A 12,251-nucleotide genomic window follows, 5' to 3' on the forward strand; every position below is an offset into this window, starting at 1 on the left:
CACATGAATAAAATCACAGAACTTTTTAAAATTAAATATCCAATTATTCAAGGAGGAATGATTTGGAACAGTGGATATAAATTAGCAAGTGCCGTCAGTAATGCAGGAGGTTTGGGATTGATTGGCGCTGGTTCCATGTATCCTGAAGTGTTACGCGAACACATTCAGAAATGTAAAAAAGCCACTTCAAAACCTTTTGGGGTTAATGTTCCAATGTTGTATCCCAACATCGAAGAAATCATGAAAATCATTGTTGAAGAGGGCGTAAAAATCGTTTTTACTTCGGCTGGAAATCCTAAAACATGGACTTCATATTTAAAGGAAAATGGCATAACTGTTGTACATGTGGTCAGCAGTTCAATATTCGCTTTAAAAGCTCAAGAAGCAGGCGTTGATGCTATTGTTGCCGAAGGTTTTGAAGCTGGCGGACATAACGGAAGAGAAGAAACTACCACCCTTACGCTTATTCCTATAGTGAAAGAAAAAATAAAAATTCCCTTTATTGCTGCAGGAGGTATTGCTACTGGTCGCGGTATGTTAGCCGTTATGATTCTTGGTGCAGATGGAGTTCAGGTTGGAAGTAGATTTGCAGCATCTTTGGAATCATCAGCTCATGAAAATTTCAAGGAAACTATCATAAATACTAAGGAAGGCGATACACAATTGACTCTGAAAGAACTCGCTCCAGTTCGCTTAATTAAAAATAAATTTTATCAAGATGTTCAGGATTTATATGAAAAATGTCCAACAAAGGAAGATTTAGTTGTTTTATTAGGAAGAGCAAGAGCAAAAAAAGGCATGTTCGAAGGTGATTTAGTGGAAGGAGAATTAGAAATAGGACAAATAGCAGGGATTATTCACGAAATAAAGCCAGCTGGAGAAATCATTAAGGAGATGATAATCGATTTTCAAACTGCTAGGCAAGAAGTACTAAATTTTGATTTTTAAACAATGAATAAAACAAAAATATATATCGTCTTGTTTTTTTTAGTATTAGGATTGCAACATTCTTATGGACAAAATTATAAGTTTAAAACCTCGGGCTTTAGTGTTTTAGAAAAAAATGAAAAGGGAAAGTGGGGCAATTGGTCTGATTTGAATCTGGTTAATATATTAGTTACTCTGGATACTAATAAAAACAGAATTGTAGTTTATTCAAAAATTATTCAACTATTTGAAATTGTTGATTATCAAGCAACTGAAGAAAATTATACTGATATTGTATATTCTTTTTCTTGTAAAGATAATGAAGGAGTCAATTGTACGCTTTCAATTATTACCAGGAAAAAGCAAGATAACAGGAAACAATTGTATATCAATTATGACAATAGGATTGTTGTCTATAATATTTTCAACATGTAAAATCAGGATAAATCGAAGTGTACTGATTTGAACGTGTAAACTACTGAAATTAATGTATTTATTATTTAAGTCTGGAGTCTTTTTACTATTTAAAGCTTTTCGATGTCTTTGATAAACGCATCATATTCCAAATAAAACATTTCGAGAGCATTCATTTTTTCGTTGTAAAAATCAAATATTTCATCCCAATAGTTTTTATTACTGACCCCAACGCCTAATTTTTCAACCCAAATTCGACTGATTGTTTTGCCACTCTCCAGCGTGTGTTCCTTCTCGAAAATCAAGTCTTTGATAAATTCTTCTTCGAGAATGTTTTTTAAAGCTTCGAGTTTTTCAAAATAAGCAATTCTTTTTTCATCGCTTCGATGCTCAATATCTATTAGAACTTGAGCTTTTTTATTATCTACATAAAATTTAAAAGAGAAATCCTTGATTTTAGTGTCATACAACACCCATTTACGCGGATATTTTTCTGCAAATGCAATCCAGAATTCTCGCTTTAATCTTTGTGTTTCTTCTTTGCTGTACATTAGAAATGACTTTTGGTACTAGAAAATTTGTGCAACTGTATTTTCTAAATTATATTTATATTAAATTTCAGTGTGCAAAAATAGACTTTGATTATGGATTTTCAAGAATTTTTACGGTTTGTTCCTAAATTAATCGATGCTAGGCTTCCTGCATTAGATGCGCATATTAAAATGGCACCTTTAGAGCGACTGGAAAGCTTGAGAAATATTGATTTTGGTGATAAAAAACCTAGAATTGCGGCTGTGATGATGCTTTTTTATCCTAAAAAAGAAAGAACGCACTTAGTATTGATTGTTCGGAACTCTTACAAAGGAGTTCATTCGGCTCAAATTGCATTTCCAGGAGGAAAATATGAATTAGAAGATGAAAATTTTGCTGAAACGGCACTTCGAGAAACACATGAAGAAGTGGGGATTCATCCAGATAAAATAGAAATTCTTAAACCATTTACAGAATTATATATTCCGGCAAGTAACTTTATGGTGCATCCCTTTTTGGGTATCAGTAAGGAAGAACTTGTATTTTTACCCCAGCCATCTGAAGTGGCTGGTATTATCGAATTACCATTGTCTACTTTCTTGAGCGATGCGATTGTGGTGGATACAAATTTGTCAACTTCTTATGCTGACAGCATCAGTATTCCAGCTTTCAAAATTGAGGAACATATTGTTTGGGGCGCTACAGCAATGATGTTGAGTGAATTAAAAGAAGTTTTAAAGGAAGTTTTAGGCTGAGATATTTCTTTTTTTTAGTGATTTTAGGGTACATTTAATTTGCAATAATTTCCAAATGGATTCTATTTAATTCAGCAATCAACTTCAAATATAAATTTCGTAAGTTTGTAATCCAAATTCACAAAAAAACACACAATTTTATGGGATTGTTGAAGAGAAATCCTTTCGGACACATATTATTTATAAAAAAATGGCTAATCCGAATCTTTGGTACCATCACACACAGACGGTATAGAGGATTTAATGAATTGCAAATTGAAGGTTCAGAAATTATTAGAAATTTACCGGATACTAACGTGCTTTTTATTTCCAATCACCAAACCTATTTTGCGGATGTAGTAGCCATGTTTCATGTTTTTAATGCAAGTTTGAGCGGTCGCGATGATACTATTAAGAATGTTTGTTATTTGTGGCAACCTAAAATGAATATCTACTATGTAGCAGCCAAAGAAACCATGCAGGCGGGATTATTACCAAGAATTATGGCGTATGCCGGAGCAATTTCTGTAGAGCGGACTTGGCGTGCTAAAGGAGTTGATGTTCAGGAGAAAAAAGATATTAACCCTGATGATACTGAAAATATAAAAATAGCTTTACATGACGGTTGGGTAATCACTTTTCCACAAGGAACAACAAAATCGTTCAAGCCTGTTCGTAAAGGAACAGCGCATATTATCAAACTGCACAGACCTATTGTAGTGCCTATTGTTATAGATGGTTTTCGTCGCTCGTTTGATAAAAAAGGACTACGCATGAAGAAGAAAGGAATCCTGCAATCTTTTATCATCAAAGAACCACTGGACATTGATTATGATAATGATACCATTGAAGAAATTGTAGAAAAAGTGGAGTATGCAATTGAGCAACATCCTTCATTCCTAAAAGTCATTCCATCTGAAATTATAAAGGAGCAAGAAGAATTGAACCGATTAAGAAAATGGGAATATTAAATTAAAAAAGAGGCAATTGCCTCTTTTTTTATAGATCGATTTTCTTTAATTCTGCATAATTTCTATTCAGTTTTTTTAATAAAATACCATAAATCAATTGATAGAAAAGCCATACAATACCTACCATAATAATTATGAAAACTAACATTAGAATACATTTGAAAAATATTCTAGCTCCGTCATCATGGTTTGTTACGGATTTAATTAGGATTTCAGTTGATAATAATAGTACAGCAACAAAAAACACAAGAAACAAATTATATCCTATATAATAACGGACTGTTTTACGTGTGTTTAAAATGCATTCCATCAATTTTTTAGTATTTGAAGTCACTGATATAGAGCGATAATTCTTATAGAATAAATACATAAAGAATAATGCTACACCATAACTTAAATAATCTAAAACAGTAATAAAAATCTCAATTGTTTCAGATTTACTCATCTTTTCATCAGGAAGTAAAAAACTCAAAGAATTTAATACTACAAATTCAATAATGCTAATAATAAAAATCCACTTCACAATCGAAGATGATTTTTTATGGATCATTTTATAAATTTCGATTTCTGATACCTGCTCAAAAGAATTATCACTCTTCTGCCAGTCTTTTTTTAATAAATCCAGCTCTTTCATATTCCTAATGGATTTAATATTTTCTTTAATTTCCCTTTTATTCTATTCATTTTCACCCTAGCATTTACTTCGCTAATCCCTAATGTTTCCGATATTTCCTGATAGTCCTTGTCTTCCAGGTACATAAATATCAATGCTTTTTCAATGTCATTCAACTGGTAAACCGCTTTGTACATTAATTTTAATTGTTCTTCCTCTTCATAGTCGTATTCCACATCATTCAGGAAATGTTGTCGTCCTTCAAATTCGATAGTATTTATGGATCGTTTTGTTTTTCGGTACAAAGTAATCGCTGTATTCAGTGCGACTCGATACGCCCAAGTAGAAAATTTGCTGTCACCCCTAAATTTTGGAAAAGCCTTCCACAACTGTATCGTGATTTCCTGAAACAAATCCTTGTGTGCATCATCGCCATTAGTATACAACCTACAAATCTTGTGGATTATATTCTGATTTTCCTGCAACTGCTTTACAAAAGAATGTTCTAGATTATCACTCATATATACGTTAGTAAGTCCAAACTGGTTTTTGTTACAAAAAAGTGCATTTTTATTAGTAGTACAGATTCAATAATTTATTTTAAAAATCTATTCTAATCTAAGTTTTAACTATTATTTGATTTTTAAAAGTATTCTTAATTTATTTAAGTTTTTTTTTGTAAGAATTTAAACTTGCTTTTAAAAGATATAATGAATAGTTTTGCAAGTATTATTATTATTATTATTATTTAATTTATGAAAAAAATTATACTCCTTGTATTCTTCATGTCCTTTTTAAGTTCAAAAGCTCAAAAAGTAGACCTTGACCATTTTTATTTCGGTGTTAGCTATCAAATACTTCCTAAAGAGCCTATTCCTTTCGAAAAAAGAACTTTCTCATCAAGGGTAAAATTAGGCGGCGCTTTACAAACTTATCTAAATCCAATAAATTTAAATGAAAAGATAAATATAATTGGCTGGAAAAAAGTAGATCAAAACGGTACAGTTGATGTTGAACTTAATTTAGAAGATTTTGTTGAAAAAGGAGTTTCTCCTCAAACAAGAGTTGATGAAAAAAAAGACAAAGATGGCCGAGTAATTAGTAGAAAAGTGTACTATTATGTTGTTGCAAAATATGCGACAAGAGGATATGCTAAAGTAAAAGGTCCAATTACTCCGACACCAATTTCTGAAAAACAGATTGAAGAAGAAAAAGCAAAACAAGCTTCTGTAGCAAATAACAGATTTTTGAAAAATGTAGTTATAAAGAAAGATACAACGGCTTCGAAAGACGGTTTTAATATTAGTTTTAATGGTGAGTTAGAGTATAAATCAAAAGAATATACAGATCCATCAGCACCAATTGATGATTTTAATCTCAATAAAACAGCTATTCGCGATCAAACTCTTAGAGATTTTGCCGATAATTCTTTAGCTAATTTCAGCAGAAATATTAATTATACTTACGGTTTCAAACCTAAAAATGATAATGAAATTCTTTGGATTTTGGATGCTAAAAATGAAGAGGGAAAAACTCAAACCGAAACAGTTCAGGCAGTTAAATTTTTGTTCGCTAGTATGAAGGCTGATGAGCCTATTGATGAACTAAAATCAAACATACAGCCTTTAATTGAGTATTTTGATTCTTTGAAAACGAAATATGCTGAAGACAGTAAACCTTCTCGTAAAATGAGATATTCTGCTTACTACAATTTAGCTGTAATTTATTTAATGCTTGACGAGCCAGAAAAAGCAATCGCTGAATCTGAGAAATTAATTGCTAATGATTACGATAAAAGTGATGGAAAAGGACTTATTGAAAGAGCAAATAAATTAATTGCAAGTTTTAAAGCAGCAAAAACAAATAGTACACATAACCCCGCACTTAAATAGAAATACATGAGAAATTTTACGAAAATTATTTTATTACTGGTACTTACTGGTATAAATCAGACTGTCTGCGGTCAAGCGATGGAGGCTACAAACAGACTAAATTTACGTGGTCCTGTTCCGCCGGTTGACACTCAATATGGAAAATACAAATCATACGAATTGATTTTAGAACTGTCTCCAGGTTTAGAGAATAGTTATAATATTAAAAAAGTACCTTTTTCGGCAGAAAAATTTACTTCAAACTTTTTTATTTCAGGTTTGAAAAAAACTAATGATGGCGATTTTAAAATAAAATATAATTTAACTCGCTTTGAGTTAGTTAATGATGAGGATTATTTAGAAACGTATTACCAAAAAGCACCTGCTTATTATATTGGTTTAGAGTCTAATTTAGAAATCTCAGACAAATCAGGAAAAGTAATTTACAAAAGATACACGACTCCTAAAGTATGTATGTATGTTACAAATCCAACAGAAACTTATGAGAGATTGAGTTACAAAATAGTAAACGATAACTTTAATGCAATGATTGCTGAGTTTGAAGGTTTTTACCTGTATGGTCCTGCAATTAGCAATTTGAAATACGTTGATATTGAAAAGAAGAAAAAATCAAAATCAAAATTCAATACTGACGAGTTCAATACATCCGTTCAGGTTCTACCTAATTTGGTGGATGTGGATAGAGAAAACTGGTTAGATTTATTTGGAGAAGCGCAAAATTACTGGAAAGAATTTGTTGCTTTTCAAGATAAAGAAGATGAAGATTTAGCTAAAAAAGTTAGGTTTACTGCAAACTATAATTTGGTTGCTACAAACATACTTTTAGGTCAGATTGATGAGGCTAATAAATATATGCCTGGAGTAAAAGAAAATGAAAAAAGCTTTTTAGGTATGAGAACAGATTATCCTTATTTGACGACAGTTATCGAGGAAATTGATAGGTATAAAAAGATTACTGAAAAAGCATCTACAATTGAAGCTATTCAAGCAGAGCCAGTTTTAGCTTCTTACAAAAAATCAGCTACAGCATTTAGATATGCAGAATTTGATGGTGAAGTTTTAAATGTAGATTCTGAAGTATTTAAAGGGAAAGTCAGAATCATCAGTGATTTTCCGGAATTGGTTGACTTAAGAACAGAGCAAACAGTATCTGGACTTAGATCTATGATGGACGGTATTGGTTCAGAAAAAAGCAGTGTTAGAATTTATGTTGAAGGGGAGAAAAAACCTAAAAAAACAAACTTGAAAAAGGTTGTTAATATTAAAGATAATGAAGGTAGAATGTATATTGTAGGTAAAGCAGGAAGAGGAGTTCCTCTTGTTTCAGTTGGTGCTGCAGTAGATAAAGTAGAAACAAATACAAAAAGATATTCATTGTTTGAAGAGGTTAAAAAAGGAGCTAAAGTTTCATTGTACCACGAGTTCTTTCCTCAGGATGATTATTCTTTGAAGAAACCAACTCAAGATGAATTCTTTACTCCTCCGGTTTTTCTTGGAAGAAGAAAAGCATTAAAAGAATATTTTTCTGATTGTCCGAAAATGATTGAAAGTATCGATAAAGGTGTTTATGACTTTGAAAACAAAGAGACATATATTAAAATGTATGATGACTATACAGAATTTTGTGGGAATTCATAATTTTGTTTTCTATTAAAAAATTATTTTAAAAAAAGGGCTATCTCAAAAAGATAGCCCTTTTTTTAAAATGATTTTTTTAAGTTTTACGGGTGTTTGTACTTTTTTAAAAACGGAATGCTAAAACAGTTTGTTTTAGTGTGAAAAGTTACACAATCATTGCGGAAGCTAATCGATAAATCGACTTCAAAAAAAGTACGTCATTTCATTTGGTCTGTCTCGAAAGCTATCGAAATTCGTATGCTTGAAAAAAATAGGAGTAAAAACTAAAAAACTACGCAAAAAGAAAATCAATAAACATTGTATCTTTGAAATTTAGAAATTCAAACTATATGAACATCCCAAATTCAACTTTACCCAGAATAGTAATTATAGGAGGTGGCTTCGCAGGAATCGCATTAGCCAAAAAACTAAAAAATAAAAAAGTTCAGGTTGTTCTTTTAGATAAACACAATTATCATACTTTTCAACCTTTATTATATCAAGTAGCCACAGGCGGTCTCGAAGCCGGTTCCATAGCATACCCAATCAGAAAAGTAATTCAGGAATACGATGACGTCTATTTTAGGCTCACTAATGTCCAAGAAATAGACACTAAAAACCAAAAAATAATTACCGAAATTGGGGAATTAACTTATGATTATTTAGTTATTGCCACGGGTTCCAAAACCAATTATTTTGGCAACAAAGAAATTGAGCGCAACAGTATGGCTATGAAAACCATACCGCAATCGCTTAATATAAGAAGTTTGATTCTTGAAAATTTTGAGCAAGCCGTTTTGACTACCGATGTAGTCGAACAAAACAGTCTCATCAATTTTGTACTTGTAGGTGGCGGACCAACAGGAGTAGAGCTTGCAGGGGCTCTGGCCGAAATGAAAAAAGCCATTCTGCAAAAAGATTATCCCGATCTTGATATTGCCAAAATGGAAATCAATTTGATTCAAAGTGGTGATAGGATTCTTAATACAATGAGTGAGAAATCTTCTCAAGCTGCCGAGGAGTTTTTAACCAGTTTGGGTGTAAAAATCTGGAAAAACGTCCGAGTAACTAATTATGACGGACGCACGATAACGACAAATTCCGATTTAACGTTTGAAACCGCCACCGTAATCTGGACCGCAGGCGTTCAAGGCGCTATTGTTGCGGGATTGGATGCAAAATCTTTGGTCGAAAAAGTAGAACGCATACGGGTTAATGAATACAATCAAGTGGCGGGCTACGAAAATATTTTTGCCGTAGGCGATATTGCTTCTATGGAATCCGAAACTTATCCGCAGGGACATCCAATGATGGCTCAACCTGCGATGCAGCAAGGAGAATTATTGGGCGAAAACTTAATAAAATTAATTGAAAACAAACCCATGGAAGCTTTCGAATACAATGACAAAGGCTCGATGGCAACCATAGGAAGAAATAAAGCGGTGGTCGATTTGCCTAAATACCATTTTAATGGCGTTTTTGCCTGGTTTGTCTGGATGTTTGTGCATTTATTTTCCCTTATTGGATTCAAAAATAAAGCCGTCGTATTCCTGAATTGGGTCTACAATTACATTCGTTTTGATCGAGAAGGAAGATTAATCATTAGACCTTACAAAAAGAAAAGTTTTACGACTTTTACGAGTGATGAAGTGTAATTGTCGAAAATCTTAAAGTCAAATGTCGAAAGTATTTTTGAGTTGTTTGTCATTCGACTTTAACTTTTTTACTTACAATATCATGCGATAAAAACCAAATTAACTCATTTAAATAGCACTCTAAATTCTCTGTATCTCTTTGTGAATATTTAAATCTATCTCAAAAATTAGTATTAAAAAGATAGTCATTTTACTTTAAGACTTTTGACTTTCAAACGTTAGGACTAAAAATCCTTTTCTTTGTAATAATTCACCATCAAATTCACAAATTTACTATATCCTTCCATGCCGTCTTTTTGCTGGTTTACTTTGAGGAATTGGTCGTAAAAAGCATGGAAACCTTTGTCAATAATCGTATCGTATTGTTTCCAGAAATGTTCACTTTCTTTATAATTTTTCAAAATGCCGGGATGAACATTTTTTAATAATTGTTTGTAAATCGTTTCATCTCGGGCTTGCCAATTGCCTAAACAATAGCGTAAAGCCATGCTATATCCTGAATATTGAATGTATAAATCATCATTTTTTACAGAAGCTAAAAACCCAATAAAGTTGCATTCACTTTCGCTTGCGTAACCCATCTGATGTGCCATTTCATGATTGGTAGTCATCGGAAAACTATACATTGGGCCCAAATAATTAACCTGCGCTTCATTGGTAAACGGATTGAGATAACCTCCAAAACCCATATAGGTCAACGGCAAACTAATCAGTGATTTCTTGGTGCTTAGCTTTGAATAGGAGAAATAAGGATGTTCAACAGATAAGTTTTTGTATCCATTCAGACTCATTTCAAAAACCTGTTCTTGTGAGTAGGGAAATACCACTTTCAAGCTGTTGTTTTTTGTGATTTGGTAATGTACAGCATTGGTTTTAGCAATTATTTTTTTGGTGAAAGCCAATAAATCAGCATCCGAATAGTCTTTTTGAATTTCCATTTTTTCAAAAAGCGGTTCGCGGTAATAATTCAATGCCCAAAGAACATGAAACAAAAAGTAAAAAATTGAAACAAAACTCAAGATGCTCAAAACAGTGTCTTTCCAATTGGATTTCCAGGTTTTTCGTTTGTTCCAAATCCATTTTAAAATAAATAAAATAAGAATAAAATAAAGACAGTCACCTACAGAAAAAGGAATTCCACCCAAAACACTTCTCGAAAATAACGAAAGAATCGGATAAAAACCATTGCTGTACCAATCTTCTATCTGTTTCGGGTAAAAGGGAATTATTTGCAAAAGCAGTATTTGGATCAGTAGGAAGGAGGAAAGGAAATATTTTGTTTTCAATGTTTGAATTTTGGAAATGTAAATATAATTACAATATCAATTACTATCATACCGAATTTAAACTTTGTAACTTTGGGACTTGTAAATGTTAAACCTCAAACAAAAATAAATGAGTCAGGAAATAAGAAATCTGGAACCAAAAGCACTTTGGAATAAGTTTGCCGATTTGAATGCCGTGCCTCGTCCTTCTAAAAAAGAAGAGCGTGTAATTGAGTTCATGAAAAACTTTGGAAATAATCTAGGATTGGAAACTTTTGAAGATGAAATTCGCAACGTAATCATCCGCAAACCGGCAACTGCTGGAATGGAAAACCGAAAAGCAATCGTACTTCAAGGACATTTGGATATGGTGCACCAAAAAAATTCGGATACCGTTTTTGATTTTGATACACAAGGAATCGATATGTATGTAGATGGAGATTGGGTTCGTGCTCGCGGAACAACTCTTGGTGCTGATAACGGTCTTGGAGTTGCGGCTATCATGGCAATTTTAGAAAGTACGGATATTCCACATCCTGCAATAGAAGCTTTGTTTACTATTGACGAAGAAACAGGAATGACTGGAGCGTTGAACTTAAAAGGAGGTATTCTGCAAGGTCAAATTCTTTTGAATTTAGATACAGAAGAGGATGATGAAATCGACATTGGTTGTGCAGGGGGAATTGATGTAACAGCTACTGCTGAGTATGATGAAGAGGAAACTCCGGAAGGATCTGTTGGATATACGATTACCGTAAAAGGATTGAAAGGTGGGCATTCTGGAATGGATATTCACAAAGGGTTGGGCAATGCCAATAAAATCATGAACCGATTATTGTTTGATGGTTTTGATAATTTTGGTTTGCAAATTTCAGAAATAAAAGGAGGAAGTTTACGTAATGCGATTCCTCGTGAAAGTCAGGCAAAAGTAATTATTGCCGAAGTGTATGATGAAGCTTTTGTTTTTGATATGCAGCAAATTGTAAACGAAATCAAAACAGAGTTTAAAACAACGGAGCCAAATTTAGAAGTTGTTTTTGAGAAAATGGAGGCAACTCCTGCTAAAGTAATGCCGACAATTGCTCAGTTTTACTTTGTAAGATCGATGTATACTGCTCACAACGGAGTGTACAGAATGAGTGCTGATTTTGACGATTTAGTAGAAACATCAAATAATATTGCCAAAGTAATTGTTGGAGACGGACAACTTTCAGTGCAATGTTTAACGCGCTCTTCTGTTGAAACATCTAAATTTGATTTGGCTAATGCCTTGCGTTCTGCATTCGAATTAATGGGTTGCGAAGTAGAATTTTCTGGAGCGTATCCAGGTTGGACACCGAATTCTGAATCAGAGATTTTGGATGTTTTAGTTCCAATTTACGAAAAACAAAACGGTGAGAAACCAAAAGTAGTGGCGTGTCACGCCGGATTAGAATGTGGAATTCTGGGAACTAATTATCCAGATATGGATATGATTTCTTTTGGGCCAACGATTCACGGTGCACATTCCCCTGATGAAAGAGCGAGTATTTCCTCTTCTCAGAAATTTTGGAAATTTGTATTGGAAATTTTAGCCAATATTCCGGTGAAATAGTATTTAGTTTTCAGTCGCAGTTTTCAGTCTTATAATAA

Annotated in this window: 12 protein-coding genes; 8 read left to right on the forward strand and 4 right to left on the reverse strand. The window is 32.9% G+C overall.

Annotated elements, in window-relative coordinates:
- Positions 1-3 precede the first annotated feature (3 nt).
- The gene (locus tag BMX64_RS11210; protein ID WP_091171879.1) at positions 4-948 is read left to right on the forward strand and encodes an NAD(P)H-dependent flavin oxidoreductase; all 945 of its coding nucleotides are present in this window, start codon (positions 4-6) and stop codon (positions 946-948) included.
- A gap of 3 nt (positions 949-951) precedes the next feature.
- The gene (locus BMX64_RS11215) at positions 952-1,362 is read left to right on the forward strand and encodes a hypothetical protein (protein ID WP_091171881.1); all 411 of its coding nucleotides are present in this window, start codon (positions 952-954) and stop codon (positions 1,360-1,362) included.
- A gap of 89 nt (positions 1,363-1,451) precedes the next feature.
- On the opposite strand, the gene BMX64_RS11220 is transcribed toward BMX64_RS11215, so the two are convergent.
- Complete coding sequence (locus tag BMX64_RS11220; protein ID WP_091171882.1) at positions 1,452-1,892, reverse strand: DUF4268 domain-containing protein; 441 nt, start codon at positions 1,890-1,892, stop codon at positions 1,452-1,454.
- Positions 1,893-1,985: 93 nt separating this feature from the next.
- Between BMX64_RS11220 and BMX64_RS11225 the strand changes: the two genes are divergently transcribed.
- Positions 1,986-2,627 carry an NUDIX hydrolase gene (locus BMX64_RS11225; RefSeq protein ID WP_091171883.1) on the forward strand — a complete coding sequence of 214 codons (642 nt, stop codon included), beginning with the start codon at positions 1,986-1,988 and terminating at the stop codon, positions 2,625-2,627.
- Between the two features lie 140 nt (positions 2,628-2,767).
- Positions 2,768-3,577, forward strand: coding sequence for a lysophospholipid acyltransferase family protein (locus tag BMX64_RS11230; RefSeq protein WP_091171884.1), 810 nt, complete (start codon positions 2,768-2,770; stop codon positions 3,575-3,577).
- A 28-nt stretch (positions 3,578-3,605) separates the two neighbouring features.
- Here the strand turns inward: BMX64_RS11230 and BMX64_RS11235 are convergent, their stop codons facing one another.
- Together BMX64_RS11235 and BMX64_RS11240 are read right to left on the reverse strand one after the other, a co-directional pair.
- Positions 3,606-4,211 carry a hypothetical protein gene (locus BMX64_RS11235; protein ID WP_091171885.1) on the reverse strand — a complete coding sequence of 202 codons (606 nt, stop codon included), beginning with the start codon at positions 4,209-4,211 and terminating at the stop codon, positions 3,606-3,608.
- Positions 4,208-4,711, reverse strand: coding sequence for an RNA polymerase sigma factor (locus tag BMX64_RS11240; protein ID WP_091171887.1), 504 nt, complete (start codon positions 4,709-4,711; stop codon positions 4,208-4,210). Before BMX64_RS11240 ends, BMX64_RS11235 begins: the two co-directional genes overlap by 4 nt.
- Before the next feature lie 234 nt (positions 4,712-4,945).
- On the opposite strand from BMX64_RS11240, the gene BMX64_RS11245 reads away from it, so the two are divergent.
- The 3 genes from BMX64_RS11245 to BMX64_RS11255 all read left to right on the forward strand — a co-directional run bounded on the left by BMX64_RS11245 (position 4,946) and on the right by BMX64_RS11255 (position 9,354).
- On the forward strand, positions 4,946-6,082 hold the full coding sequence (locus BMX64_RS11245) for a hypothetical protein (RefSeq protein ID WP_091171889.1): 1,137 nt from the start codon (positions 4,946-4,948) through the stop codon (positions 6,080-6,082).
- 6 nt (positions 6,083-6,088) lie between these two features.
- Complete coding sequence (locus BMX64_RS11250; protein WP_091171891.1) at positions 6,089-7,720, forward strand: hypothetical protein; 1,632 nt, start codon at positions 6,089-6,091, stop codon at positions 7,718-7,720.
- Positions 7,721-8,049: 329 nt separating this feature from the next.
- Positions 8,050-9,354 carry an NAD(P)/FAD-dependent oxidoreductase gene (locus BMX64_RS11255; protein WP_091171892.1) on the forward strand — a complete coding sequence of 435 codons (1,305 nt, stop codon included), beginning with the start codon at positions 8,050-8,052 and terminating at the stop codon, positions 9,352-9,354.
- A gap of 224 nt (positions 9,355-9,578) precedes the next feature.
- Here the strand turns inward: BMX64_RS11255 and BMX64_RS11260 are convergent, their stop codons facing one another.
- Entirely contained in the window at positions 9,579-10,640 is a 1,062-nt protein-coding gene (locus BMX64_RS11260; protein WP_091171894.1) for a DUF3810 domain-containing protein, read from the reverse strand.
- 109 nt (positions 10,641-10,749) lie between these two features.
- Between BMX64_RS11260 and BMX64_RS11265 the strand changes: the two genes are divergently transcribed.
- Complete coding sequence (locus BMX64_RS11265; protein WP_091171895.1) at positions 10,750-12,213, forward strand: aminoacyl-histidine dipeptidase; 1,464 nt, start codon at positions 10,750-10,752, stop codon at positions 12,211-12,213.
- The last annotated feature ends 38 nt before the right edge of the window (positions 12,214-12,251 follow it).

The organism is Flavobacterium sinopsychrotolerans (assembly GCF_900110375.1).
Classification (GTDB): Bacteria; Bacteroidota; Bacteroidia; order Flavobacteriales; family Flavobacteriaceae; genus Flavobacterium; species Flavobacterium sinopsychrotolerans.

Coding starts and splice junctions, on each gene's coding strand:
- BMX64_RS11210 (WP_091171879.1), top strand. CDS start 4: ATGAATAAAATCACAGAACTTTTTAAAATTAAATATCCAATTATTCAA.
- BMX64_RS11215 (WP_091171881.1), top strand. CDS start 952: ATGAATAAAACAAAAATATATATCGTCTTGTTTTTTTTAGTATTAGGA.
- BMX64_RS11220 (WP_091171882.1), bottom strand. CDS start 1,892: ATGTACAGCAAAGAAGAAACACAAAGATTAAAGCGAGAATTCTGGATT.
- BMX64_RS11225 (WP_091171883.1), top strand. CDS start 1,986: ATGGATTTTCAAGAATTTTTACGGTTTGTTCCTAAATTAATCGATGCT.
- BMX64_RS11230 (WP_091171884.1), top strand. CDS start 2,768: ATGGGATTGTTGAAGAGAAATCCTTTCGGACACATATTATTTATAAAA.
- BMX64_RS11235 (WP_091171885.1), bottom strand. CDS start 4,211: ATGAAAGAGCTGGATTTATTAAAAAAAGACTGGCAGAAGAGTGATAAT.
- BMX64_RS11240 (WP_091171887.1), bottom strand. CDS start 4,711: ATGAGTGATAATCTAGAACATTCTTTTGTAAAGCAGTTGCAGGAAAAT.
- BMX64_RS11245 (WP_091171889.1), top strand. CDS start 4,946: ATGAAAAAAATTATACTCCTTGTATTCTTCATGTCCTTTTTAAGTTCA.
- BMX64_RS11250 (WP_091171891.1), top strand. CDS start 6,089: ATGAGAAATTTTACGAAAATTATTTTATTACTGGTACTTACTGGTATA.
- BMX64_RS11255 (WP_091171892.1), top strand. CDS start 8,050: ATGAACATCCCAAATTCAACTTTACCCAGAATAGTAATTATAGGAGGT.
- BMX64_RS11265 (WP_091171895.1), top strand. CDS start 10,750: ATGAGTCAGGAAATAAGAAATCTGGAACCAAAAGCACTTTGGAATAAG.